At 46.2% G+C, this 25,036-nt stretch carries 23 protein-coding genes; 15 read left to right on the top strand and 8 right to left on the bottom strand.

The genetic code is table 11. From position 1 onward, the window contains the following. Window positions 1-82: 82 nt before the first annotated feature. The 3 genes from ABXT59_RS11165 to tsaA are packed head-to-tail and all read right to left on the bottom strand — an operon-like array spanning window position 83 to window position 2,547. Complete coding sequence (locus tag ABXT59_RS11165) at window positions 83-505, bottom strand: acyl-CoA thioesterase (RefSeq protein ID WP_443636192.1); 423 nt, start codon at window positions 503-505, stop codon at window positions 83-85. Next, on the bottom strand, window positions 492-1,796 hold the full coding sequence (gene bioA, locus ABXT59_RS11160; protein WP_443636191.1) for an adenosylmethionine--8-amino-7-oxononanoate transaminase: 1,305 nt from the start codon (window positions 1,794-1,796) through the stop codon (window positions 492-494). The genes ABXT59_RS11165 and bioA overlap by 14 nt, the downstream gene beginning before the upstream one ends. Window positions 1,797-1,848: 52 nt before the next feature. After that, on the bottom strand, window positions 1,849-2,547 hold the full coding sequence (gene tsaA, locus ABXT59_RS11155) for a tRNA (N6-threonylcarbamoyladenosine(37)-N6)-methyltransferase TrmO (RefSeq protein ID WP_443636190.1): 699 nt from the start codon (window positions 2,545-2,547) through the stop codon (window positions 1,849-1,851). A 228-nt stretch (window positions 2,548-2,775) separates the two neighbouring features. On the opposite strand from tsaA, the gene ABXT59_RS11150 reads away from it, so the two are divergent. After that, the gene (locus ABXT59_RS11150) at window positions 2,776-3,081 is read left to right on the top strand and encodes a hypothetical protein (protein ID WP_443636189.1); all 306 of its coding nucleotides are present in this window, start codon (window positions 2,776-2,778) and stop codon (window positions 3,079-3,081) included. Further along, window positions 3,078-4,403, top strand: coding sequence for an NAD(P)/FAD-dependent oxidoreductase (locus ABXT59_RS11145; protein ID WP_443636188.1), 1,326 nt, complete (start codon window positions 3,078-3,080; stop codon window positions 4,401-4,403). Before ABXT59_RS11150 ends, ABXT59_RS11145 begins: the two co-directional genes overlap by 4 nt. 107 nt (window positions 4,404-4,510) lie before the next feature. Here ABXT59_RS11145 and ABXT59_RS11140 read toward each other — a convergent pair whose 3' ends face one another. From ABXT59_RS11140 to ABXT59_RS11130, 3 genes are all read right to left on the bottom strand, one after another. Then, entirely contained in the window at window positions 4,511-5,641 is a 1,131-nt protein-coding gene (locus ABXT59_RS11140; protein WP_443636187.1) for a succinylglutamate desuccinylase/aspartoacylase family protein, read from the bottom strand. A 93-nt stretch (window positions 5,642-5,734) separates the two neighbouring features. Beyond that, window positions 5,735-7,000, bottom strand: a complete 1,266-nt coding sequence (locus tag ABXT59_RS11135) for a nucleotide disphospho-sugar-binding domain-containing protein (protein WP_443636186.1) — start codon at window positions 6,998-7,000, stop codon at window positions 5,735-5,737. Continuing rightward, a complete protein-coding gene (locus ABXT59_RS11130) occupies window positions 6,997-9,183 on the bottom strand; it encodes a glycosyltransferase family 4 protein (protein ID WP_443636185.1) in 2,187 nt (728 codons plus the stop codon). The genes ABXT59_RS11135 and ABXT59_RS11130 overlap by 4 nt, the downstream gene beginning before the upstream one ends. A gap of 453 nt (window positions 9,184-9,636) precedes the next feature. Here ABXT59_RS11130 and ABXT59_RS11125 point away from each other — a divergent pair, with 453 nt between their 5' ends. From ABXT59_RS11125 to recJ, 10 genes are all read left to right on the top strand, one after another. Beyond that, window positions 9,637-9,834 (top strand): hypothetical protein, encoded by a 198-nt coding sequence (locus ABXT59_RS11125; protein ID WP_443636184.1) that lies wholly within the window; start codon window positions 9,637-9,639, stop codon window positions 9,832-9,834. A gap of 229 nt (window positions 9,835-10,063) precedes the next feature. Further along, window positions 10,064-10,315: a 30S ribosomal protein S16 gene (gene rpsP, locus ABXT59_RS11120; RefSeq protein ID WP_443636183.1), complete on the top strand. Its 252-nt coding sequence runs from the start codon at window positions 10,064-10,066 to the stop codon at window positions 10,313-10,315. Window positions 10,316-10,365: 50 nt separating this feature from the next. Beyond that, complete coding sequence (gene rimM, locus ABXT59_RS11115) at window positions 10,366-10,890, top strand: ribosome maturation factor RimM (protein WP_443636182.1); 525 nt, start codon at window positions 10,366-10,368, stop codon at window positions 10,888-10,890. Beyond that, window positions 10,891-11,637 (top strand): tRNA (guanosine(37)-N1)-methyltransferase TrmD, encoded by a 747-nt coding sequence (gene trmD / locus ABXT59_RS11110; RefSeq protein WP_443636181.1) that lies wholly within the window; start codon window positions 10,891-10,893, stop codon window positions 11,635-11,637. A gap of 16 nt (window positions 11,638-11,653) precedes the next feature. Next, window positions 11,654-12,016 carry a 50S ribosomal protein L19 gene (gene rplS / locus ABXT59_RS11105; RefSeq protein ID WP_443636180.1) on the top strand — a complete coding sequence of 121 codons (363 nt, stop codon included), beginning with the start codon at window positions 11,654-11,656 and terminating at the stop codon, window positions 12,014-12,016. Window positions 12,017-12,197: 181 nt separating this feature from the next. Beyond that, a complete protein-coding gene (gene xerD / locus ABXT59_RS11100) occupies window positions 12,198-13,091 on the top strand; it encodes a site-specific tyrosine recombinase XerD (protein ID WP_443636179.1) in 894 nt (297 codons plus the stop codon). 8 nt (window positions 13,092-13,099) lie between these two features. Beyond that, the gene (locus ABXT59_RS11095; RefSeq protein WP_443636178.1) at window positions 13,100-13,855 is read left to right on the top strand and encodes a thioredoxin fold domain-containing protein; all 756 of its coding nucleotides are present in this window, start codon (window positions 13,100-13,102) and stop codon (window positions 13,853-13,855) included. Between the two features lie 207 nt (window positions 13,856-14,062). Then, on the top strand, window positions 14,063-15,364 hold the full coding sequence (locus ABXT59_RS11090; RefSeq protein WP_443636177.1) for a homoserine dehydrogenase: 1,302 nt from the start codon (window positions 14,063-14,065) through the stop codon (window positions 15,362-15,364). Between the two features lie 8 nt (window positions 15,365-15,372). After that, complete coding sequence (thrC, locus tag ABXT59_RS11085; RefSeq protein WP_443636176.1) at window positions 15,373-16,761, top strand: threonine synthase; 1,389 nt, start codon at window positions 15,373-15,375, stop codon at window positions 16,759-16,761. Window positions 16,762-16,774: 13 nt separating this feature from the next. Further along, window positions 16,775-18,508 carry a single-stranded-DNA-specific exonuclease RecJ gene (recJ, locus tag ABXT59_RS11080; protein ID WP_443636175.1) on the top strand — a complete coding sequence of 578 codons (1,734 nt, stop codon included), beginning with the start codon at window positions 16,775-16,777 and terminating at the stop codon, window positions 18,506-18,508. Window positions 18,509-18,563: 55 nt separating this feature from the next. Here the strand turns inward: recJ and ABXT59_RS11075 are convergent, their stop codons facing one another. Beyond that, entirely contained in the window at window positions 18,564-18,833 is a 270-nt protein-coding gene (locus ABXT59_RS11075; RefSeq protein WP_443636174.1) for a DUF1289 domain-containing protein, read from the bottom strand. A 63-nt stretch (window positions 18,834-18,896) separates the two neighbouring features. Beyond that, window positions 18,897-19,985: an endonuclease/exonuclease/phosphatase family protein gene (locus tag ABXT59_RS11070; RefSeq protein WP_443636173.1), complete on the bottom strand. Its 1,089-nt coding sequence runs from the start codon at window positions 19,983-19,985 to the stop codon at window positions 18,897-18,899. A gap of 181 nt (window positions 19,986-20,166) precedes the next feature. Between ABXT59_RS11070 and betB the strand changes: the two genes are divergently transcribed. From betB to ABXT59_RS11055, 3 genes are all read left to right on the top strand, one after another. After that, complete coding sequence (gene betB / locus ABXT59_RS11065; protein ID WP_443636172.1) at window positions 20,167-21,624, top strand: betaine-aldehyde dehydrogenase; 1,458 nt, start codon at window positions 20,167-20,169, stop codon at window positions 21,622-21,624. Between the two features lie 39 nt (window positions 21,625-21,663). After that, window positions 21,664-23,361, top strand: coding sequence for a choline dehydrogenase (gene betA, locus ABXT59_RS11060; RefSeq protein ID WP_443636171.1), 1,698 nt, complete (start codon window positions 21,664-21,666; stop codon window positions 23,359-23,361). A gap of 107 nt (window positions 23,362-23,468) precedes the next feature. After that, entirely contained in the window at window positions 23,469-25,031 is a 1,563-nt protein-coding gene (locus ABXT59_RS11055; RefSeq protein ID WP_443636170.1) for a ChbG/HpnK family deacetylase, read from the top strand. The last annotated feature ends 5 nt before the right edge of the window (window positions 25,032-25,036 follow it).

The raw sequence follows: 25,036 nt of genomic DNA, 5'->3' as shown, positions 1-25,036 counted from the left end.
ACAACCAACGTGTAGCAACTCTATTAGCTTTAGCAGCTGAGCTAACCTGGGTATTCAGATGACGTCATTACACCTGTGATCCCTAGGTGAGGATAGCTAAAAATGACTGAGGTGCAAGGGCTGGCTTTTGATTTTGGTAGTCAAAACAACCCATATGAGTTTCGCCAAGGGCTATGGTATGCTCAGTCTGTTGCTCTGTGAGCTTATAGATTATGGTGAATCTTGCCTTGCCAACGGCTCTTACACCTAAGGTTAATTCAAGGTGTTGATGCAAGTATGCTTGCGCAAGGTACTCAATACTTGTAGCCGCCATAATGAGACCACAGCCACCTACATCTTTTTCACTGAGGCTATGTTGATTTAGCCACAACACTCGACCTTCATGAAAATAGCTCAGAATTTGATCGTTTCCTAGATGGTTACCATAGTTTAAGTCAGCCACCCTAACTTGGAGGCTGCAACGGAATAGCTCATCAAACTGAGGGTTGATTTTAATTAATGGCATGGTGCTGTCCAAAGTAGCGTGCCAGAACTCTTAATATACCCTTACACAATAAAGCCAAGTCTTCTGGGCTCATAACATAGGGTGGCATGACATAAACTAATTTACCAAATGGCCGCACCCACACCCCATCTTCAACGAACATCTTTTGTATGATGCCAAGGTCAACCGTTTGGGTGACTTGTATTACCCCAATCGCACCTAACACGCGCACATCTTCCACATAGGGTAAGTCTATAGCGGGTCTGAGTAATTGGTGAAGGCCTTTATTGATGCCATCAACCTGATTTTTCCAGTCGCTTTGCTCAAGTAAATCTAAACTTGCGTTGGCCACAGCGCAGGCCAAAGGATTGGCCATAAAAGTAGGCCCATGCATGAAGCAACTAGCTTCACCTCGAGAGATGCTGGTGGCAATTTCATGGGTCGTTAAGGTGGCAGCAAAGCTCATAGTGCCTCCAGTAATGGCTTTACCTAGGCACATGATGTCAGGTTGAACTTGAGCATGGTCACAAGCGAATAGAGCGCCGCTGCGACCAAACCCAGTGGCAATTTCATCAGCGATTAAGAGAATATTATATTGTTTACAAAGTTTAGCTGCACCTCTTAACCATTGAGGACTATAAAAGCGCATGCCGCCCGCGCCCTGCACAATAGGTTCTAAGATTAAGGCCGCTATTTCATGTTGGTACTGACGCATTTTGTCTTCAAGTTCTGTGAGATCATCCGTTTCTAAAGGGCGATCAAAACCCATGGGAGGAGCGTCAACAAAATGGTGCTGGGGTAAAACACTGGCAAACAGTGAATGCATGCCATTCACTGGATCACATACTGCCATGGCACCAAAGGTATCACCATGGTAACCATTGCGAATGGTGAGCATGCGATTCTTTTTGGCTTGGTGCTGAGAGTGCCAATATTGCAAGGCCATTTTAATGGCCACTTCGACAGCCACTGATCCTGAGTCAGCAAAAAATACCTTATCTAAACCTTTTGGGGTGAGATCTACTAGACGTTTGGCTAGCGTGACTGCAGGCGCGTGAGTAATACCCCCGAACATCACATGGGACATGTCAGAGATTTGCTGATGCATCGCAGCATTGAGGTAAGGGTGGTTGTAACCATGCACTGCACACCACCAAGAGGCCATACCATCAATCAACTCTTGCCCATCAGCTAAGGTCAACCTTACCCCATGGGCGCTAACGACAGGGTATGCTGGTGGAGGGCTGTCCATAGAGGCGTATGGGTGCCAAACATGCTGTTGGTCTAAAGCGATGAGCTGAGCAGGAGTCATAAGTGTTATGCGTGAACTTTCAATCGGTCTATATTAGCATAGCTAAGTGACATTATAAGCTGATTTCAATCACATCTATTTGATCCAAACCCACCTGCCAAAGTAGGTTAATATCTGCAATGTGGCAACCATAAACACGTTCTGGATCCTTTTGATAGGCGGGTCTTGGGTCATACTGTAACACCTGCTCAATAAGTTCACGCAGTTCTGGTCTGTTGAGTAATGTGTGCTGGGCTTGCGGGCTGAAGTGGATAGGCAATTGAAGAATCTGCTCGTCACTGGCGAAGCCACTTTGGGCTGTAGGTACAGACTCTACCCAAGGCAGATAGGGTTTAATATCAACTATTGGTGTTTGGTCGATTAAATCAGCTCCACTCACATGCAGAATAACCCCCTTACTGGTATCAATTGACTCTAGCTTAACTAATGATAGCCCCAGTGGATTGGGCCTAAAGGTAGATCGGGTAGCAAACACCCCCAGCTTTTTATTACCCCCTAACCTCGGTGGCCGTACTTTAGGTTTCCAGCCTTGACCTAGCGTCTGATGGAAGATAAAGCTAAGCCAAATATGAGAGAAGCCTTCGAGGCCATCCACCGTATCTATTTGATTAAAGGGTTCAATCAGCTCAACTTGAGCTAACGCTGCAGTCACTAGACCTGGTTGTCTTGGCGTAGCAAACTTTTCTTTAAAACAGGAATGGATGACTCCAACCTGATCAAGCGAGTAACAATTTGGGTTATTTTTTTGCATACATATTAACAGCTGTGTGTGTGAAAATTTAATAAAAGAGATTTTCTATTTATGCTGCAGAATGAATCACTTTCATGAGAGGTCATGTGTTTTAAAGGACCTACAATAACAATGATTTTCTGACATCAATAGCCTTTCTTGATGAATTTCGTGCAATTGATTATCAGGGTCTAGAACAAAGGTCTTTAGATAGCTACAATACAGACTATTCCTCTAACTGAGTTAGTTATGGCACGTAAACCGTTCGTTAAAGCTAAGGCCATGCAAGGCCGTGGCCATCTTCAATCCGTTACTACTGACGGTCCCCATGTTGAATGGCTGGGCATGCCAGAATACTACATCCACGCCTTAGTGATAGCAGAACAAGAGTACGCTTACTTCTCCGCCAATAAGGATCTTGAGTTTGAGTTAGGTGCTTATGTTTGTTTTCGCTTTCGTGAATCCAAAAAAGGCTTCTATATCGAAAAACGCTCATTAGGTATCGCTATTGACCCTGTGGAGTACATGCGACAGCTTGATGCTGGCCTCGAATGAAGACCAAAATATTTGCACCATTACCCGGTAATGATCAAACCTGTGGGTGGACGCAGGGACTGCCTTTACGACCGACTAATGCCAGTCTGCAAGGTGAGCAGGTGGGTGATTTTGTTATTGTTGGCGCCGGTTATACGGGCTTGTCAGCAGCTCGAAAGTTTGCCCAACTCAATCCAAATGCTAAAGTTATCATTATTGAGGCGCAACGGGCAGGTGAAGGGGCGAGTGCACGCAACTCTGGCTACCTTGTCGACTCAACCCTTAATGATGGTCACATGTCTGACACAGGGCTACAGCAATATCGTGAAAAGTATAGGCTTAACAAAGCTGGGGTAGATTGTGTCAGAGAACTCGTTAATCACCATCAAATAGACTGTGATTGGGACGAGAGTGGTAAGTTTCATGCCACTGCGGTGCCGGCCCACGAAGCTAAATTGCAGCGCTTTAGTGACTTATTGCAGGAGCTAGAGCTAGAACATCGTGTGCTCTCAGGTGACCAATTATATCAACGTTTGGGCACTCATTATTATACCCAAGCCTTGTGGACCGCCGGTGGTATTATGTTGCAGCCGGCTAAGTTAGCCCGGGCCTACATAGATATCCTGCCTGCTAATGTCACCCTTTATGAAAACAGTCCGGTATTAACTTGGCAAAAACAAGGTCCAGACTTTTTAGTTTCAACCCCTATGGGTCAAGTGAAAGCTCCAGCTTTGTTGATGGCGGTTAATGGCTTTATGTCGAGCGCTGGATTAAAGCGCAAGCGCGCTTTTCCATTAACCTTGACGGCAAGCATGACGCGCCCCCTAAGTGATGCTGAGTATGCCGCAATTGGCAACCCTAAGGCATGGGGTTTGCTGTCTGCTCAGGCCATGGGTGCGACTGTTCGCTTAACTGAAGATCGACGTATTATGGTGCGCAATACTGCGGAAGTATGGCCTGCCATGAATATGTCACAAAGCCAATTAGTGAAGCGCAAGCGTGTCCATCAGCGCGGTTTAAAGCGTCGTTTCCCACAATTAGACGCCTCCGTGTTTGATAGCTGTTGGTCTGGTGTCACCTGTGTCAGTGGTAATAACGGCCAAGTGTTTGATCAATTAGATTCAAAGTTATTGGTGGCTGGCTGCTACAACGGTGGCGGCATTGGCTTAGCGACCTTGTTTGGTGAACAAATGGCTTACATGGCTAGTGGCCAAATGACAGATGCAATCGCTATGATCCAAGCACGTCCCAAACCTACCCCATTACCCCCACAGCCGATATTGAGTTGGGGTGTGCGTTTGCGTTTAATGCGCGATGCTATTATTGCTCGCAAAGAAAACTAAACTAAACCAAACCAAACTGATGAATCCACCCAAATCTTGGCGCTGAGTCAGCTGATTTGATGCAGCCAAACTAAGGGAGAAGCATGCTTAACGGGAATCAATGAGCTTTAAAAAGCAAGTTGTGTACCCGCTTGAATATGCTGTTCTTGGGTCGATAGCATGGCCACCGTATCGCCCTTGGTGATAAAGAATTGGCCTGTTTGGCTAAATAAGTAGCCATTGCAAGGTGCTAGTATAGGGATAGATTTGGCTTTAGGATGATCAACTAGAACCAAGTCTGCAAAGGCTCCTCCAGCCTTTAGTGTCTCACCTAGCTTAGATCGATAGGTGATAATACCTGATGCAGTGGCCTTCACCGTTCTCACCTGATCTACTCTGCACGGCTTCAATGCAATGGGCTTTTTTGGTGAGGGTATTCGCTCTATTAAATGTTCATGGGCGAGGAAATCTAAAATGCCTAAGCAATCTTGCTCTGCCAGTTTAGGGTCTACATCACTGCGACCACGCAATTCGAGGGTGGCCGCAAAACAAGGTGTTGAAAATACAGGTTGAGCATGATGATTTTGCATATTAACCCAAGGTTGGGTATGGGTGCCGTCAAATGCAACGGTGCCTGTAACATCTTCCTCTAAACAAATTGTAAAGCCCAGACACTGGGCCAGTGTCTGCCCCATTTCTTGTTGGTGCAGTCCATAAAATACATGGGGTAGTGCAACATCATCACAATGCAGGTCGAATACATAGTGGGCATCAATGGATTGTGAAAGTAATATTTTGTGTAATGAATTTATTTCAAAATCATCGTGTCGTTGTGCAACCAAATGCTTAAGACCGAGGCGCATAAGGCGATCATTCTCTATGGCGTCACTGCCAAAAGATGGGGCTAAGCTCGCTTCCACTTGCTGAGGATCGATGGCCATGTGGCGGTTAAAATTTCGCCCTGTGTGCCAATCACAGCGGCCCACCAAATGGCCAAAGGTTTTTTGTCTTAAACCTACAGGGTTAGCAAATGGCACTAAAACAATTTCTGCCTTAAGCGCATTTTGTTGGTCCAGTTGCTCTAAATGCCTAAGCAAATGCTGAGCGACTAGTAACCCTGGGTGTTCGTCCGCATGCAAACCCGCCTGAATATAAACTTTTTTAACACCTTTAACACCCTTAGGCCCAAATCGATGCAGGTGAATATGAGCTTGGTTACCCACGCTTGCTGAGGGGATTTTTATCGTTTCGAAGGCCATATTAGCGTCTCGTGAACATTGATCTTAAACAACAGTCTGTGTCCAGAGAATAAACCCTCTATTGGGGCTTAGCAATGCACAATGGGCGATCAATTAGGCCTCTATTGGAGTCCTTAAAATACGGGCTAATGTAGCGCAACTTTGGGCCATGATGGGTTTTGGCTCAGGTAACGTCAGGGTGACCTTAACCACCTGAGCGAAGCTGGTTGCACAAATATGGTTGGGTGATATTACCGTCGCTTGCCCCGTCCGTTCTAAATCCGCTGCATTGGCAAACTGGTCCGTTGAAAAGGGCAATATGATCTGCCGCACGCCCAACGCCAGTGCCTCTTGAACACTATTGTTGCCGCCATGGTGGATAACCAGGTCACATTCACCCAAGAGTGCAACTTGGGGTAAGCTTGGTGCAATTAACCAGCCCACTGGTAAGGATTCAAATGCTGTCATAGGGCTAGCACCAATGGCCATAGCCACCCGCACATTGGCTTGCTGCAGGGCTATGGCTATATTGCTTAACACATCTGCTCGGTGTGACAAGAAAGTGCCTAAGGCCACATAAACTAATGGCTTTTCAGGTTCCTGTGCTAACCATTGTTGGAATGGCTTTGCCAGCTCTTCGTCTCGCACTAGTGGTCCAACAAACTCATGGTGAATGGGCAAATGTGGTGAGCGTTCAAAAGGGTGATAATGGTTTGAGCTGTTATAGAGGACTTGGTTACCATGCACTCGAAAGGCGTCTTTTACAGGTGACATGGTCGGGGCAATGATTGCTAATGCCGCATTCCACCGGTCTGTAAACGTTTTCGTCACTCGGTCGGTAATGTCTTCTTGGTCTGTCAGCGCGTTGGGCTCTGGTTGCATGCAGGCTGGCCAAGTGGCTGGAATTCCATAGCGTTCTTTACCTACTGGGAGCTGGCTAGGATGACCCGGAACAAGAGTAGTAAAGCGTCTACCTGTGGCATAAACGCCTAAAGTTGAACCAAAGGAAACATGATCTACTAAGATATTATCTGGGTTAATCTGCTCACACAGTTGTGCAATTCTGCGAGCCACTTGCACTGGTTCCCAAAGCAAATCCTTTTCTCTATCTAATGCTTGGCAACGGATTGTCGCTATAGGGCCTTCTCGAGTAGCACTCAAAAAACGCTTGATAGCAGGATTTTGATTGACAATACCACTGTTGGCTCCTTGACTTAATTGCAGCAAGGTCCATTCAAATCCCTCAGCTTCCACATGGGTTGCCATATTAGTGCCGGTCGCGAAAATGACCCGCATACCAGCCTGCTTGGCTGCTCTAGCAACCACTGCCAAGGGGCTATAGTGTGAAATAAAATCTGGACTGATGACCAGTAAAGTCATGGTTTGTCTCGCACCGTTTGATACAAAGAGGCGAGTTTCTCGGCCATGGTGTCAATGGCATAGTGTTGCGCCACCATATTTTGAGCGGTCAGGCGTCTGCCCGCATGCTCAACTAGGGCAAAGCCTCGGTGGATGGCTTGGCCAAGATCCTGTTCAGGGTCCACTAAAATACCGGTATGGTCATTATCAACGTAAGTTGAAGGTCCTCCAGTGCTTGGAGCAACCACCACCAGCCCCGTTGCTAGGGCTTCAATTAAAGCTAATCCAAACTCCTCTTTGCGAGCACCATCAACATAAATTCCACCGGGTGCCCAAAAATCTGCACACCCTAGCATAGTGGCTACCATCAGTTGTGCAATGTCTGCTCGTGGGCGACCACCCATTAGGATGACTCCAGCCCGCCGATGATCACTCACAGGCATAGCACTATCTATGGCCTCCATGACCGTTTTTTCTACCGCCGATGGATGGTTGAGATTGCCTCCAACCATGACCAAATTGCAGGCATTGTATAGCAGTGGGTCAGCTGCCCAAGCCGCTGCAATTCGATCCATACCCTTCACAGGGTGAAACCGGCCAACACTCAGTAATAAGGGTAAATGGCGGCGACTAGCAGCTATATTTTGCGCTAAATCTGCAATAACACCCTTCGTTTCATGGGGTTTAGTTTCTGCATATTGCTCTGCCGCCTGACGGATAAGCTGTATATCAATACCTTCTGCAATAGTGACCGATTGTTGTTTGTGCTGGCGCAGGTCTTTGCGAATATCTTGCAGTAACAGTTTGCACTTAGGTTGTGGAAATAGTGCCACATGACTCACACTGCGGCCCATTTGCTCAAGCATCCGAGCCCGAAACCAAAGGTTGCTCTGAGCATCGGCATCGACAAACGCACTGCGACTTAATTGACCCCCAGCATGCAGAGCATGCACTGTATTTTGTGGGTCTGGGGCGAAACTAAAGCAGATGGGTATAGCCATGTTATGGGCGACATCTGCCGCTGCAAAAGTGGCGGCATCAAGCATGCGTAAGTGAATGAGGTCGATGGCTCCAAAGTGACCTATACACCTTTGAATGCTGCGTTTAAGAACAGGTAAGTGTTCCCAAGCATTAGCGCTGTTCATTGGGCGCATGTCATCGCCTGCGGTGATGATACGATAGGGTTGTGGTGTATTAATAGGGGCACTGAGATTATTAACCGCATCCTCAACGCTGCCCAATCCAAGCGTTAATACTTGGTCAATGCTGGGTTGGCGCGCAAGTGCATCTCCTAAAGAGACGAGTAAGCTGGCGACGCCACCGGTCTCACCACAGCCGCCTGCACTGAGGGTTTTATCCACATTTGCCAGCACTAGCTGACACACACGTAAGCCTCCATCAGGCCGCGGTAAGGCACTGCTATGAAGCATTTTTTGGTCATTAAGGGCGAGTGATGCGTAGGCGCCAATGTCGCTGTCTTGACGTTTCAATTGGCGCAGTAGGTCGTCGAATGGACCGATGCGACAACCCATGGCACTAATGGCTGCGAGTCGCACTGAGACAGTTTCGTTATGATCAGCAGCCAGGCGTGCGAGTATTGCGTTCACCTTGGTGCCCCTTAGGGTACCTAAAAGATCTACTAATCGAGCACGCATTAAGACGTCGCCATGAGCTGTCAGCGCATTAATTATAGTTGCAGAGACGATCTGAGGCTCTGACTTTGCCCAATGGTATAAGGTTTGATGGGCGTGCATTGTATCGATGCCACCCAGGCACAGTTGCTGCACCAGTTGGGGTAAAGCAGGTGCAACGAGGTTCCTCTCAGATAGTTTCCATGTCACTTGGCGTCGAACACTGGCATCGGTATGGGCTAAACATTCGACTAAAAGGGCGTTAACACTTTCATCTTCAATGACTGCCAAAGTTTCAATCGCCAAAAGGCAGTGAAGCGTATCTCCTTTCACCATTACTTTGAGGTCATCGAGCAAAATTGCAGACGTGGGCAGTTGTTTGGCGAATTTAGTGAGCGCCGCAGATCGGTTAAGCATCTCTTTAAAGTCAACCAGACTTGCTGCTTGTTGCAATTCGTCAATCAGTAGCCGACCCATACTAGTTTGGGAGTGCGGCGCCAAGCGAGGCGGTTGATAACCGACATTGCGCTCTTGCAGAGACGTCTGTTGCAATATTAACGATTTATTAAGCATAACTACCACCAATAGGAACGAGCATGTGCTGTGTTCGTTTGCGTTCGGATCATTGTAATTCAGCGGGCATTTTCTTGCAGGCACACCCGGTATTATTCAGGTTCTTTTAGGCGTAAGGGGGATATCAGCCTAAGCACAAACCTGTTGTACAAACCAATAATCCTGAATCACTAAGCGCCCATTTTTTTAAGGTCTACTTCGTTATTTGACAACGCTACCAGCTAGTCAAGACCCTATCATATCGCTAATTTAGGCGCCTGCTAGCGCATTTACAGTGTCTTTACGTTTAGGGTTGCTATCATCAAGCTTGGCGATAGCAATGGTTCAAGGACAACCAGCGAGTTGAGAGAATAATACCAAGAGAGTAAAACTAGATTTTGGTCAAGCAACATGTTCTAGTATCGGTCAGCGTTTAGTTAGCTATCGATGAACTATTTTATAGGCATACACGCAATGAAAATTAGTCAAAGACTCCTCAACTACTTCGATCATCGAAAGTCAAAATCAACGAAAAAAAGTCGCACACGTTTTAGGAATGATATTTGTAACCATTGGGATCTGGACTATTTATCTGCGGCGGAGCTTGAAGAGCGCATGCTGGAAGATAATATTGAAACTACGGTGCCGCTGAAAAAGCAAGATCTAGAATAAGCCCTGACCCATGAATGGCTAAGCATTGAACTTTGGGCGAACTTTGGCAAGGGTTTAATTGTTTTGTAGTCATAAATACCGTACAATATCTGCCCTGATTTAGGCATGTGTTTATGTTACTGAGTCAGGCGGGGTAATGCCCATTTCCGTGATGTCACCAATAGCGGTGCATTGCATTGATGAATAGTAAGTGATTTCAAAACTTACACGACGTAAAGGGATCTAACGCATGGTAACCATTCGTTTAGCTCGTGGGGGCTCTAAAAAGCGCCCTTTCTATCATTTAACTGTAGCTGATCAGCGCAATCCGCGTGACGGTCGCTTTATTGAGCGTGTGGGTTTTCATAACCCAGTTGCTCGTGGCCAAGAAGAAGTAACTCGGATTAACATGCAACGCATTGATTTTTGGATTGGGCAAGGTGCTCAACCCACTGATCGCGTCGCAGGACTGATTAAAGCAGCTCGCAAAGTAGCTGAATAATAGCTCACTAAGCATTTGCTTTTAAACCATTGTTGTAAGGATTGTTTAACATGGCTCAAGACCAACGCGTAAAGCTGGGTCGCATCACTACCGTATACGGTGTGAAGGGCTGGGTAAAAGTGTTTTCTAGCACTGAACCAATGCAAAACATCTTTGATTATCAACCTTGGCAAACCTGCATAGACGGTGTTTGGCAAGACTTGAAAATTAGCCAGGGTAAAACCCACGGCAAAGGCTTAATAGCATTACTGGAAGGTTGTGAAGACCGTGATCAAGCCCGCAAATATTGTGGATTAGACATTACGGTAGATCGTGCCATATTACCAAACTTAGAGGCTGGTGATTATTATTGGCAACAACTGATTGGGCTGAACGTAGAGACTGATGCTGGGGTAAAACTTGGTAAGGTCGACCACCTGATCGCCACTGGCTCTAATGATGTGCTAGTAGTAAAAGGCAATGAAGAAAGTATTGATCGTAACGAGCGTCTAATACCCTACTTGCCAGATCAAGTGATTACAAAGATTGACCTCCTCGGAGGTGTTATTCGGGTCGATTGGGATCCGGAGTTTTAGGTGAAAGTAGGCGTAGTAACGCTGTTTCCAGAAATGCTCAAATCCTTGACAGATTTTGGTGTGGTGGGAAGGGCAACGCAGCAAGGTTTGCTGCAAGTTACTGGGTATAACCCACGCGACTTTACTCAGGACAAGCACCGCACAGTGGATGACCGGCCATACGGTGGCGGGCCTGGCATGTTGATGAAGGTACAACCTTTAAGAGATGCCATCGGCCAAGCAAGAGCCGAACTAGGCCAGCCTAAGGTGATTTATTTATCACCCCAAGGGCGTAGGTTAGACCAAGCAGGTGTAGTAGAACTGGCTAAGCAGGAGAGCTTAGTATTGGTAGCAGGGCGTTATGAAGGAATCGACGAACGCTTAATTGGTACCGACATAGATGAAGAGTGGTCTCTTGGAGACTTTGTACTGAGTGGCGGTGAACTTGCAGCCATGACCTTTATCGATGCAGTTTCACGTTTGTTGCCTGGTGTATTAGGGCATGCAGAATCGGCACAAGAAGATTCGTTTGCTCAGGGCTTGTTGGATTGCCCTCACTATACCCGCCCAGAAATGGTTGCAGGTATGCCAGTACCTAAGGTGCTGTTAAGTGGGGACCATGCCGCTATTGCCCGTTGGCGTATGCAGCAGCAGTTAGGTAGAACCTGGCAGCGGCGACCAGATTTACTAGAACAGATGACACTAACGTTGGAACAAGAGCAGTCTTTAGCAGAATTTATTCGCTTAACGGAAGAGTCCGAAAGGTGAAGAACAGGAGCGTGCCATGAGCAGCAAAAACTTGATTATTCAGCAAATTGAAGCTGAGCAAATGAACAAAGAAATGCCAGAGTTTGGCCCCGGCGATACCGTTGTGGTTCAAGTTAAGGTAACAGAAGGGACCCGTGAGCGTCTTCAGGCTTACGAGGGTGTGGTTATCGGTAAACGTAACCGTGGCCTAAACTCTGCCTTTACAGTGCGTAAAATTTCTCACGGTGTGGGTGTTGAGCGTACTTTCCAAACCTTTAGCCACCAGGTTGACAGTGTGTCTGTTAAACGTCGTGGTGATGTGCGTCAAGCCAAGTTGTACTACTTGCGCGACTTGTCTGGTAAGGCAGCACGTATCAAGGAAAAATTGGCTAAGCGTTAAGCTTAAGTTGATAGAAAAACCCGCATCTTACTCAGTGAGACGCGGGTTTTTTTTGATTTAAAAGTTCCACTGTCACGGTTTTAGTCTAATTAAGTTGGAACTATAGCGGTACTCTTAACCTTGATAGGGCTTGTGTTAAACTGACGTTGGTCTATTATTGAGGCTCGAATTTACATCTAAAATGAGCGTAAGTATTAACCTAATCAAACCCTACATTGATGCCCTCTGGTTAGAAAAAGGTCTAAGTGATAACACCTTGGCAAGCTATGCTAGAGATCTGCAGCAGTTGCATGACTATTTGGACCAACGGGGCTATACCTTAGTTTCTGCAGAGGCTCATGTGTTAATGGGTTTTTTGGCAACTCGTTCACAAGCAGGTATTCAGCCGCGTTCTTTAGCTCGTAACTTATCCAGTATTAAGGGTTTTTATCAGTACATGGTGCGAGAAAATCGCCTTAATGTTAATCCTGCAGCCTTAATAGAAGCGCCAAAGCAAGGCCGACCTATCCCCAAATCACTCTCAGAAACAGACGTTGAAGCCTTATTGGCCGCTCCAGACGTTTCTACACCTATAGGCCTGCGTGATAAAGCTATGCTAGAACTTTTGTATGCCTGTGGTTTGCGGGTGAGTGAATTGGTTGCTCTTGATGTCAGTCAGCTAAATTTATCTGCGGGCATTGTTAAAGTGTTTGGCAAAGGGTCTAAAGAGCGTTTAGTGCCGGTGGGTGAAGTGGCCCAAGATTGGTTACAAACATACCTTAAACAAGGGCGCCCCGGATTATTAAAGGTGAAGGCTAGTGGGGTATTGTTTCCAAGTAATCGTGGCCAACACATGACCCGGCAGACCTTTTGGCATCGTATTAAACAGCATGGCTTAACCGCCGGTATTCAAAAATCCTTATCACCGCATGTACTTAGACACGCCTTTGCTACTCATTTGTTGAATCATGGGGCTGACTTAAGAGTGATTCAAATGCTCTTAGGTCATAGTGATTTATCGACCACGCAGATATATACTCATGTCGCTACTCAGCGTTTACAAACATTGCATTCACAACATCACCCCAGGGGTTGAATTAAAATATGTATATAATCATTACCAAATTGGTTACCACAATAACCTTAGTGTTTATTTTATTAGCGCCCAATGTGTGGGCCGCAGAATACACTGAACTTGAATCAAGCTTAGCTAGAATTAATCCAGACATGAAGGCGGTCAACATTGAAGCTACCCCTATGTTTGGTATTTATAATGTGTTGTTAAATACTGGTGATCGCATCTACATGAGTGCTGATGGAGACTTCTTCTTTGCTGGCACCATGTACCAAAACCTTTATGGTGAGGGGTTGGTGAATTTAACCGAACAAAGCGCCACAAAATCTAGACTGGGGGCAATGCAAACTCCCCAAGCGCAGCAAGTGTGGGTGTTCCCTGCTGTAGGTGAGAAAAAAGCTTCCATTAGTGTGTTTACTGATGTGGACTGTTATTACTGTCAAAAATTACATTTAGAGATGGCTGACATTAATGCACTGGGTATTGAAGTGCGGTATTTAGCCTTTCCAAGAGCGGGTTTAGGTTCGCCTAGTTACCAAGTTCTAGTTGATGCTTGGTGTGCTGAAAATACCAATGAATACTTGACTGAAGCCAAGCTGCGATCACACAACAAACAAGCCCGACAGAAGTCACCAAAGGCATGTGAAAACCCAGTAATGGCGCACTATAATTTAGGCCAAGAAATTGGTGTTAATGGCACGCCAGCTATTGTGTTTGAATCAGGTGAACTTTTACCTGGTTATTTACCCGCTAATGAGCTGGCCAAGCGCATTGGTATGCTTTAGTCAGAAGCACCTCACTTGTGCCCAAAAAACAAGTGAGGCGACCTGCATTTGGCCCTTGAAGTGTATTTAAACGCATCGGGTATAAGCTTTAAAAAATGGTCCAGATGAGTGGCTTATAAGCTGACATATAAGGTCTGTTAAGCTACAATAAGCGGCTTGTTTTTACACATTAATTAGATACGCGCATCTGGCGCAATGAGGTTTGCCTTGAAACCGGTAAGAGTTGGTATTTGTGGATTTGGCACCGTCGGTGGCGGCACGTTTAATGTATTACAGCGTAATTTTAATGAAATTACTCGCCGCACAGGCCGATCCATTGCGGTTGAACAGATCGCCCAGCGTCGCCCTAACCCTAATTGTGATGTAGGCAATACGGCCATCACAGATGACATTTTCGCGGTAGCTAATAACCCCAATGTTGATGTGCTGGTGGAACTCATTGGTGGCCATGAACCCGCCAAGGAATTGGTACTTACAGCCATTCAGAACGGCAAACATGTGGTCACCGCCAACAAAGCTCTGATCGCAGTGCATGGTAATGAAATTTTTGCAGCGGCCCGTAAGCATAATGTTGTGGTCGCCTATGAAGCGGCAATAGCAGGAGGCATTCCTATTGTTAAGGCTTTGCGTGAAGGTTTGGCGGCCAATAGTATCGATTGGCTAGCGGGCATTATTAACGGCACTGGCAATTTTATACTTACTGAGATGCGTGACAAAGGTCGGGCCTTTAATGATGTGCTTAAAGAGGCCCAAGCATTAGGTTACGCCGAAGCAGACCCAACCTTTGATGTTGAAGGTATCGATGCGGCTCATAAGCTAACTATTTTGTCTTCTGTAGCCTTTGGTATTTCTTTGCAGTTTGACCAATGTTACACCGAAGGTATCAGTAAAGTGTCTGCTGAAGATGTGGCCAATGCTGAATCTTTAGGTTTTCGCATTAAGCACCTCGGGTTAACGCGCCGCACTGAAGATGGCATAGAACTTCGGGTTCATCCCACATTGATTCCAGAAAAGCGCCTTTTAGCTAACGTTCATGGTGTTATGAATGCGGTTTTAGTTGAAGGTAATGCGGTTGGCCCAACCTTGTATTATGGTTCGGGTGCAGGCGCAGAACCGACGGCTTCTGCCGTAGTGGCAGATTTGGTAGACATTGTACGTGACATGGCAGTGGATCAAAATGTGCGCATGCCGTCTTTGGCATTCCAAGAAAATGCCATGTCAGATAGCCCAATTTTACCGATGGACAAGGTAGTCACTGCATTTTACATGCGTATGACTGTGTCAGAGAAACCCGGTGTGCTCGCACAAATCACACAAATTCTGGGTGACGCAGGTATTAGTATCGAAGCCATTCGACAGCAAACTCACGTGTCTTCTCAGGTGCCTGTGATCATCCTCACTCGTCCAGTTGCCGAAGGGCATATGAATGATGCCATTAAGGCCATTGAAGCTTTGCAAGATGTTAGCGGTGAAGTGGCTCGAATTCGAGTAGAAAACTTAGACGGGTAGGAATCAATATGCGCTATATCAGTACCCGTGGTCAGGCTCCCAGCCTTGGTTTTGAGGATGTTTTGCTGACTGGTTTGGCCAGTGATGGCGGCTTATATGTGCCCGAAACCCTGCCCCAGTTTAGCCACCAAGAAATTACTTCTTGGGCTAAACTTAACTATGCAGACTTGGCTCATAAGATATTGTTGCCCTTTGTTGAAGATGATATTAGCAGTAGCGAACTTAAAATAATGGTGGATGAAACCTATGCGGGTTTTAATCATAAGGCCATAGCCCCTCTAGTTCAGTTAGACCACAATGAGTGGGTACTTGAATTATTTCACGGTCCTACTCTGGCATTTAAAGACTTTGCTTTACAGTTGTTGGGGCGGCTCATGGATAACGCTTTAGTTAAGCGTGACCAAAATTTAGTTATTATGGGCGCTACCTCAGGTGATACAGGCTCTGCCGCCATTGAGGGATGTCGGCATAGTGAACGGGTAAAGATGTTTATTCTTCATCCTCATGAGCGGGTATCGGAGGTCCAACGCCGTCAGATGACGACTATTTTAGGTGATAATATTCACAACATTGCCGTGCGCGGTAATTTTGATGATTGCCAACAGATGGTTAAACACAGCTTTTCTGATCAGGCGTTTTTGAAGGGCGGTCAATTAGGCGCAGTAAACTCGATTAACTGGGCGCGTATCATGGCTCAAATTGTGTATTACTTTTATGCAGCTGTTGCCCTAGGAGGCCCACATCGCCCCGTATCTTTCAGTGTGCCTACGGGTAACTTTGGTGACATTTATGCGGGTTATTTAGCTAAGAATATGGGACTACCCATTGCACAGCTCATTGTTGCAACTAACCAAAACGATATTTTGCACCGTTGTATCAGCGCTAATCAATACCAAAAAAAGGGACTCGTGCAAACCTTAACGCCAAGTATGGATATCATGGTGTCTAGTAATTTTGAACGCCTCTTATTTGATTTATATGACCGAGATGGGGCAGCCCTAGCTGAGCTAATCAGCAGCCTTAATAATGGCACAACTAACAGCTTAGAGCCTCAGCGCTGGGAAAAAGCTCGGCAACTATTTAGTAGTCATTGCGTCAATGATGATAAAACCTGTGATGTGATTAGGCAAACTGTGCACCAGCACAACTACTTGCTTGACCCTCACACGGCCATTGGCTTAGAAGCTGGGCGGGTGTGTAATCAGCACCTAGAAGTGCCGATGGTTACTTTGGCTACTGCTCATCCAGTAAAATTCCCAGATGCAGTTGTTAAGGCAAAGCAGGCAGTGCCGCCGCTCCCTGAACACTTAACTGACTTGATGCAGCGTCCAGAACGTTGTCAGGTGCTGGATAACGACTTGACTAAGGTGCAGCAATACATGACGAGTCAGCTTTAAGGGTGCCGCGCTGATGTCTGTCCGCTTGCGTTTAGGCAGTTCCAATGCGGCCCTAGAAGCGTCTTTTGATCCCTTGGTGGCGCGAGTGCTTGCGCACCGTGGAATTAGTCATCCCGCGCAGGTCAATTACCAACTCAAACAGCTCTTGCCGTATCATCAGCTAAAAGGCATCGACACCGCTGTAGCCTTATTGGTAGATGCGTTAGAAACTCAACAACATATTGTTATAGTTGGTGATTTTGACTGTGATGGGGCAACAAGTACCAGCCTTGCCATATTGGCTTTGGGCGCTATGGGCGCTAAAAATGTAAGCTATCTTGTGCCTAATCGGTTCGATTTTGGCTATGGGCTCAGTACGGCCTTGGTGGATTATGCAAAAGCCAGTGAGCCCGATTTAATTGTCACCGTAGATAATGGCATCGCTAGCCATGCTGGTGTGCAGCGGGCCCATGAACTGGGTATCAAGGTATTAGTCACCGACCATCACTTAGCCGCAGAAACATTGCCCCAAGCTGATGCCATCGTGAACCCCAACCAACCTGGCTGTGAGTTTCCTTTTAAGTCGACTGCTGGGGTGGGGGTGATCTTTTATGTGATGTCAGCCTTAAGACGGCAACTACAAGTTCAAGGCTGGTTTGACCAGCAACAAATCTCAGCACCTAATATGGCGCAGTATTTAGACTTAGTGGCCCTAGGCACTGTGGCAGATCTTGTGCCAATGGAACACAATAATCGTATCTTGGTGGCTCAAGGTGTGGCGCGTATTCGAGCTGGTAAAGCTCGGCCTGGTTTGTTAGCGCTGTTAAGCATAGCCAAACGTCAGCATCACAATCTACAAGCCTCTGATCTTGGGTTTAGCGTAGGTCCACGGCTCAACGCTGCGGGCCGGTTGGATGATATGAGCTTAGGCATTGAATGTTTGTTGAGTGACAATGAGCAAATCGCGACTCAGCTAGCCCAAGAATTGGATGAACTTAACGCCCAAAGGCGCCATATAGAAGCCGATATGCAGCAACAGGCGAGTAATATACTAGCCCTTCTTGAAACTAGCCAAGATAATCAAATGCCCAAATGTGTGTGCTTGTATCATCCTGATTGGCATCAAGGTGTGGTGGGCATTGTTGCGTCGCGAATCAAAGAAAAGTGGCATCGCCCAGCGTTAGTGTTTGCCAAAGGTGATGCTGACATTCTTAAGGGATCTTGCCGCAGTATTGCTGGGTTCCATGTTCGTGACGCTCTTGCAGCAGTGGATGCTCAGCACCCAGGTCTAATTATTAAATTTGGTGGCCACGCGATGGCTGCAGGGTTAAGTATTCAGGCTGAACATTTAGACACCTTCAAAGACGCACTTAATACTTATGCACAAGAACACCTTGATGACAGCTTGTTGGCCCAAGAGTGGCGTTCAGATGGAGAGTTAAGTGCACAGCAGTTGCAGCTGAATCAAGCTTTCGTTTTACAGCAGGCTGGGCCATGGGGACAAGGTTTTGAAGAACCCACCTTTCATGGACGCTTTATGTTGGTGCAACAGCGGGTGGTGGGAGAAAAGCATTTAAAACTGGTTTTAGCACACCCCCAAACGGGCGAACTTGTTGATGCCATTCAGTTTAATATTGATACGGCGCTTTGGCCCCATACCTGTGAACAAGCAGATTTAGTCTATCGTTTGGATATCAATGAATTCCGTGGCCGTCAGAGCTTGCAACTCATGGTGCAACATATGACGCCAGTGCTTGCTGTGGATTAAGACTCTAATGACTCACTGCTCGGTTCTGCACAGTCGAAGTGTCCGGCCCTGTGGTTTAAATTAAATCAGTTTGTGGCGCTTGGGGTTCAACAAAGTTTAGTTCAAGATTAACATCACCTTGTGCCTTCATCTGTTTGCGCTCTAACATGCGCTGATATCGGCGGGCGCACAATTTCATCACTTGAAGCTGCTCGCCAGTGCTCATAGTATGCCAACCAAAACGCTCATCCCGTGAGCGCATGCAACCTTTGCAGTAACCTTTGGGACTGTTTTCACACACACCTATACAGGGGCTGGGCGCTTCAAATAATTCAGTCTGTTCCATGGCGCGCAATATATCATTTTATAGGGTTAAAGTCCCTATACTCTGTGTAATCTAAGCCCACATCTATGGCAAGGTAATGGTCGTAATCATGGGCAAGTGATCTGAAATATGCCACGTGTTTTGCTGTATGACTTGGGAGTTAGCGACCTGAATGTGGTCGCTATAGACAAAGTAATCAATAGTGCGATCAGGGGCAGCAAAGTCGCTACCATTAGGAAAGTGGGTAAACCAACTGCTGGCGTCTGGCCCGTTAGTCTGCGTGATGGATGGAATGACGTTAAACTCGTCATAAATACGAGTCAATTCACTCTCTGGTTGGTAAGAAGCGCGAGCTTTGGCACCCAAGTTTTCATACTGGCCAGGTGGAAGTAAATTAAAATCGCCCGCAATGACCCAAGCCTCACCGTTTTCGTTTTTGCTATGCAAGAGTTGCTGTAAATAATCTACCTGCTGTTGCATGGTGTCTGAACCTTGAGCAAACGCATCAAAGTGAGTGTTCATTAATGTAAGCTTACTACCCCCGGTGACAGGTAAACTGATTTCTTGAATGGCGCGGCGAAAGTTAAACTGATCCGTCACTATATCAGCCTTGATGCTGGGTAACTGGTGGCGTAATGCATCCCCCAGTTTGTACTTGGAAATTACCCCAAGTTTCATGCCCACTGAACCCATAATTTGTGGTAGGGGTACAAAGCTTGCCTGCCAATAAAAAGCCTCACTATAGTTGTTATACTCAGCAGGTAGCAGGGCGAGTAGGCGCTTTAGTTGGTCTTCATAATCCGTGCGCTTAGCATTGTCATGCAGTTCTTGAAGTAGAATAACGTCTGGATCTTGTTCAATAATTAGCTGTGCAACTTGTTTAAATGTTTGCTCTATGTCAGTTCTTTTGGCACGTATATCAGGACCATCACCATTGATACTGTCATACCAAAACTCATAATTCTTGCCCGACATATATTGCACATTCCAACTCAGTATTTTTACTTGTTGGCCTGATTTTAAAGTTGCCACAGCCGCCTGATTAACCACGACTTCGGCTTGTAATGCAGGTGGGTGAAAGGTAATGCTCCAAATCAATAAAGCCAGCATTGCCGCTAAAAAAAAGAGTCGGATAGCTGTCCATTTAACGCTTTTTATTAAAAATTTGAGCATTTTTTAATCTCTACATTTGATGTCGATCTGGTTCTTTAACAGTGTACTTGTATGCATGGCTGTGCGTCCAGTTTGGTGATAATTGACATTGTTATTTAATCGGGTACACTCTTTTCTTGAACGATCATTCGATAAAACATTGTTAACTATTTCTAGCTTAATCTATTTCCAGCTTAACCTTATGCAACACACGCACCTATACATCAACGGCACCCACCAGCGGGCCACCTCCAATGAAACCTTTATTAGTACCAATCCAGCGTTGGGTCAGCCCCTAGGCATTATAGATCAAGCCAGCCAAAAAGATGTCAATGAAGCGGTGCAATCATCCCAAGCAGGCTTTCTTGTTTGGTCTGCAATGGCGCCCGTTGAACGTGCTCGTATTTTGCAACAGGCAGCTCGCCTCTTGCGTGAACGCAATGATAAATTGGCAGAATTAGAGGTATTAGACACGGGCAAACCACTGCAAGAAGCTAATTGCGTCGATATAATGTCGGGAGCAGACGTGATTGAATATTACGCTGGCCTGATAAGCGGCTTGCAGGGCACGCAACAAGATTTGGGCAGGCAGGCTTTTTTTATGTCTCGCCGAGAACCATTAGGTGTGTGTGCAGGCATCGGGGCGTGGAATTATCCCATTCAAATTGCCTGTTGGAAGTCAGCACCCTGCTTAGCAGCAGGTAATGCAATGGTTTTTAAGCCGTCAGAAGAAACCCCTTTAAGCGTTATGAAACTGGCTGAAATATTTACTGAAGCAGGGGTTCCTAACGGGGTCTTTAATGTCGTACAAGGTGACTACCGAGTGGGCCAAATGCTGACTGCTCATCAAGATATTGCTAAGGTGTCCTTTACTGGAGAGTGTGGTACTGGCAAAAAAATAATGGCAGACTCCGCTGCTAACCTAAAACACATCACCATGGAATTAGGTGGCAAGTCGCCTATGTTAGTGTTTGATGATGCCAAACTAGACAACGCTGTAGCGGGGGCGATGCTCGCTAACTTTTATACCCAAGGTGAAGTGTGCACCAATGGGACTCGAGTGTTTGTTCAGGCAGGGGTTTATGACGAATTTGTTGCTAAAGTTGCTACACGTGCCAATGCTATAAAACTGGGTGATCCACTTGATTTAGAGACTCAAATGGGAGCCTTGATCAGTGCTCAACACCTAGAAAAAGTTTTGGGTTATATTGAAGGAGCCAAGCAAACGAGTGCGCGATTAGTGTGTGGTGGTCAACGTCATACCTCAGTGGCGACCAAGGATGGCTACTTCGTTGAACCAACCATATTTGCAGATTGCACTGATGACATGGTGCACGTGCAAGAAGAAATATTTGGCCCCGTCATGTCTATTTTGAAATTCACGGACGAAGATGAAGTGATTGCCCGCGCCAATGACACAGAATTTGGACTAGCAGCAGGCGTATTTAGCCAAGACATCAGCCGAGCCCACCGAGTGATCAACCAAATGCAAGCAGGTATATGTTGGATCAATAGTTGGGGTGATTCACCTGCAGAAATGCCCGTAGGCGGTTACAAGCAATCAGGCATTGGCAGAGAGAATGGTCCTGAGACCCTGCACCATTATACGCAAGTGAAAAGTGTGTTTGTGCGCTTAGACGATTTAGAATCTCCCTATTAAAGCAGGTTTGTAAAGCAGGTTTGTAAAGCAGGTTTGAAAATGACACAGAAATACGATTACATCATTGTTGGCGCCGGTTCTGCGGGTTGTGTATTGGCCAATAGACTGAGCCAAAGTGGCGCACATCAAGTGCTCTTATTAGAAACAGGTGGCACTGATAAAAGTATATTTATTCAAATGCCAACCGCCTTATCTTATCCGATGAACACGGAAAAATACGCTTGGCAATTTCACAGTGAGGCCGAATCTGGTCTTGATGGTCGAGCCATGCACTGTCCTCGAGGCAAAGTTTTGGGTGGTTCCTCATCTATTAATGGCATGGTTTATGTGCGTGGCCATGCCATGGATTATGAGCAATGGCAAGAACAAGGTGCAGTGGGCTGGAATTATGCTGACTGCTTACCTTATTTTAAACAAGCCGAAACCTGGCAAGGTGGAGAAGACGAATACCGTGGTGGGAGTGGACCAGTGGGCACCTGTGGTGGTAATAATATGCGCCTTAATCCCCTCTACAAAGCCTTTATTGATGCGGGCCAAGAAGCAGGTTACCCCTACACCAAAGATTTTAACGGAGAGCAGCAAGAAGGGTTTGGCGCCATGCATATGACCGTCAAGAACGGTGTAAGGTCCAGTACTAGTAATGCCCATTTACGCAAAGCACTCAAACGGTCTAACCTTACTTTGCTAAAAAAAGTGACGGCCCAAAAGGTGCTGTTTAACGGTAAGCAGGCCACGGGCATAGAATACCTTCAAGGTGGACAAATTAAGCAAGTGCATGCCAACACCGAAGTGATACTTAGCGCAGGTTCTGTAGGCTCGCCCCATTTACTGCAACTCTCAGGAATTGGCCCCGCCCAAGTATTAGCGGATGCTCAGGTGCCCTTAGTACATGATTTACCCGGCGTTGGTGAAAATCTGCAGGATCACTTAGAAGTTTATTTTCAATATCGATGTAAACAGCCCATCAGCCTTAACAGCAAACTTGACTACTTTAATATGGGCTTAATAGGAGCCCGCTGGCTGCTCACTAAAACGGGATTAGGAGCAACCAACCACTTTGAATCCTGTGGCTTTATTCGCTCAAGAGCTGGGCTCAAATGGCCTAATATCCAGTACCATTTTCTACCAGCAGCGATGCGTTATGACGGCAACGCTGCCTTTGATGGCCATGGCTATCAAGTGCACGTGGGGCCAAATAAGCCCAGTAGTCGTGGCCATATCCGCATCGTGTCTAACCAAGCTAGTGACGCACCTAAAATAACCTTTAATTACATTACGACCGAGCAAGATAAACAAGATTGGCGAGATTGTATTCGGTTGACCCGAGAGTTGCTAAATCAGCCCTCACTTGACCCTTTTAAAGGAGAAGAAATTCAGCCTGGCGCTAAAGTTCAAACTGATGATGAGATCGATGCTTGGGTTAAAACCAATGTGGAAAGTGCTTACCATCCATCATGCACCTGTAAAATGGGTGCAGATGATGACGTTTTGGCAGTGCTCGACAATGAGTGTAAAGTCCGTGGTGTCAGTGGCCTAAGGGTAGTCGATTCCTCCATTTTCCCTGTCATTACTAATGGTAACTTAAACGCACCCACCATCATGGTCGCAGAGAAAGCGGCTGATTTAATCTTAGGTAAAACACCTCTAGCACCCACCAACGCAAAAGTTTGGATTGCCGATCAATGGCATGAAAAACAGCGCACAGGCATTCCTTTGCGGGCCCTAGACTCCGCCTAGGACTGCTAGTCTGAGCGGGCCATAAACCGGTGGATAAATCACGACAGAGCGGGGTGATTGTATTACACTAAGCCAGTGTATTTATTCAAAGAGCTAGTGACTGCGCTATGGTTCATCAAGACTTATCTATTATTATTCCCGCTAAAGCGAGCGGCGAATTTATTGTAAAGAAGGTCGGTGTGTTGCTGGACTATTTGCAGCAGCATTGGCATGGTCTGTTTGAAGTGGTGGTTTGTATCAATGGCGAACTCACTGAAGTAGAGGCGACTCACGCCTTGTTACTGACTCATTTTAAAGATGAGTCGCGCATTGTGTTGCATCAGCACTTGGCGCCAGCAGGCAAGGGTGCAGCCTTACAATCTGCTTTTTTGTCGACGCAGTATAAGTTAATAGCCTTTATCGATGCAGATCTACCTTTTAATTTGGTGTTTTTGACCGACGCTGAAGAAGTCATAAAAAGTGGATCAAGTTTAGTAGTGGGCAATCGCCGACTACCCACGAGTCGGGTACATTTACCCACAGGACTTTTACCATCGCTATTTAAACGGCATCTTTTTGGTCTGCTCTACAATCGGGCTGTAAGACTTTTATTTGGTATCAATCAATCGGACACCCAGTGTGGCATCAAACTCATGACCCGTGAATTTGCCACCAAGTTGTTTTGTCATTTGACGTGTCATGGCTTTTCTTATGATGTAGAAATGTTTCTATTGGCCCAAGGTCACAATGACAAAGTGTCCTCGATACCTGTGACTTTGCTCCATGATAACGCTCAGTCGACCCTAAGTTTAAGTCGTGAACTGATTCTATCAGCTACGTCTTTAGCGCATCTCAAATACAAAAAGCTACGAGGTGAATATCAACCACGACCTGCTTTAAGTCAAGGCCAAAATAAGTTACTACAAATCACCTCTGATGATTGGGGAATATCACCTGCTGTGAACGAAGGCATGCTCAGGTTGGCGCAAGCTGGAATCATAAAACGGGTGTCTATTATGGCCAATAGTCTGCATAAAGATTATCTACTTGATGAGTTAAAGGCCGTGCCTCAAATTCAGTTAGGCTTGCACTTTAACGTCACCAATGGCCCACTGTTAGGACAAAAAACAGGCCAACATCAACTTGATGGACTCGCCCAAACCCGACCTTTGTTGCATTTAATTAAGCAAAGTTGGTTTGGGTGTCACTCCCTTTCGATGGTGTTACTTAAAGATATCGAAGTGGAATTTACCCTCCAAGTGAAGATGTTGCAGGAGCAGGGTGTGACCTTGAGCTATTTTGACTCCCATCACCATGTTCACTTATTGCCAGGCGTGATCGATCAAATCGCACCGCAAGCTAAAAACTTAGGCTTAGGCCATACCCGATTGGTACTTGATTGGACTTTGTTGGGTAAACCTCAGTTCCTGTTGTGCTGGTTTTCCCTTCGAGCTAAGGGCGCTGTAAAACGTGCAGGTTTATCTTACCTGCCATTTAAATACCCAGGGCGTAAGCAGTTTATTTTCCGTAACCGATGGCAACGGCAGTTAGCTAATGTCGTTGAACCAACGGAAATCATTTGTCATCCAGCCACCCAAGGTGATTTAACACGACTACCAGATGAATACACAGACCATTATAATGGTGCGCGAGTGGATGAGTTTTGGGCTTTATATAATTTAAGTCGTTAGCCAAA

Source organism: Candidatus Njordibacter sp. Uisw_058 (genome assembly GCF_047730065.1).
Classification (GTDB): Bacteria; Pseudomonadota; Gammaproteobacteria; order Pseudomonadales; family Balneatricaceae; genus Njordibacter.
This window is presented reverse-complemented; position numbering and strand designations above follow the sequence as displayed.

Bases quoted from the DNA above. Each gene is read 5' to 3' on its own strand.
- betB (WP_443636172.1), top strand. From the start codon at position 20,167: ATGCAACACACGCACCTATACATCAACGGCACCCACCAGCGGGCCACC.
- ABXT59_RS11140 (WP_443636187.1), bottom strand. From the start codon at position 5,641: ATGGCCTTCGAAACGATAAAAATCCCCTCAGCAAGCGTGGGTAACCAA.
- ABXT59_RS11075 (WP_443636174.1), bottom strand. From the start codon at position 18,833: ATGGAACAGACTGAATTATTTGAAGCGCCCAGCCCCTGTATAGGTGTG.
- ABXT59_RS11130 (WP_443636185.1), bottom strand. From the start codon at position 9,183: ATGCTTAATAAATCGTTAATATTGCAACAGACGTCTCTGCAAGAGCGC.
- recJ (WP_443636175.1), top strand. From the start codon at position 16,775: ATGTCTGTCCGCTTGCGTTTAGGCAGTTCCAATGCGGCCCTAGAAGCG.
- ABXT59_RS11135 (WP_443636186.1), bottom strand. From the start codon at position 7,000: ATGACTTTACTGGTCATCAGTCCAGATTTTATTTCACACTATAGCCCC.
- ABXT59_RS11095 (WP_443636178.1), top strand. From the start codon at position 13,100: ATGTATATAATCATTACCAAATTGGTTACCACAATAACCTTAGTGTTT.
- rimM (WP_443636182.1), top strand. From the start codon at position 10,366: ATGGCTCAAGACCAACGCGTAAAGCTGGGTCGCATCACTACCGTATAC.
- ABXT59_RS11055 (WP_443636170.1), top strand. From the start codon at position 23,469: ATGGTTCATCAAGACTTATCTATTATTATTCCCGCTAAAGCGAGCGGC.
- ABXT59_RS11150 (WP_443636189.1), top strand. From the start codon at position 2,776: ATGGCACGTAAACCGTTCGTTAAAGCTAAGGCCATGCAAGGCCGTGGC.
- betA (WP_443636171.1), top strand. From the start codon at position 21,664: ATGACACAGAAATACGATTACATCATTGTTGGCGCCGGTTCTGCGGGT.
- ABXT59_RS11145 (WP_443636188.1), top strand. From the start codon at position 3,078: ATGAAGACCAAAATATTTGCACCATTACCCGGTAATGATCAAACCTGT.
- bioA (WP_443636191.1), bottom strand. From the start codon at position 1,796: ATGACTCCTGCTCAGCTCATCGCTTTAGACCAACAGCATGTTTGGCAC.
- ABXT59_RS11125 (WP_443636184.1), top strand. From the start codon at position 9,637: ATGAAAATTAGTCAAAGACTCCTCAACTACTTCGATCATCGAAAGTCA.
- tsaA (WP_443636190.1), bottom strand. From the start codon at position 2,547: ATGCAAAAAAATAACCCAAATTGTTACTCGCTTGATCAGGTTGGAGTC.
- ABXT59_RS11165 (WP_443636192.1), bottom strand. From the start codon at position 505: ATGCCATTAATTAAAATCAACCCTCAGTTTGATGAGCTATTCCGTTGC.
- thrC (WP_443636176.1), top strand. From the start codon at position 15,373: ATGCGCTATATCAGTACCCGTGGTCAGGCTCCCAGCCTTGGTTTTGAG.
- xerD (WP_443636179.1), top strand. From the start codon at position 12,198: ATGAGCGTAAGTATTAACCTAATCAAACCCTACATTGATGCCCTCTGG.
- ABXT59_RS11070 (WP_443636173.1), bottom strand. From the start codon at position 19,985: ATGCTCAAATTTTTAATAAAAAGCGTTAAATGGACAGCTATCCGACTC.
- rpsP (WP_443636183.1), top strand. From the start codon at position 10,064: ATGGTAACCATTCGTTTAGCTCGTGGGGGCTCTAAAAAGCGCCCTTTC.
- rplS (WP_443636180.1), top strand. From the start codon at position 11,654: ATGAGCAGCAAAAACTTGATTATTCAGCAAATTGAAGCTGAGCAAATG.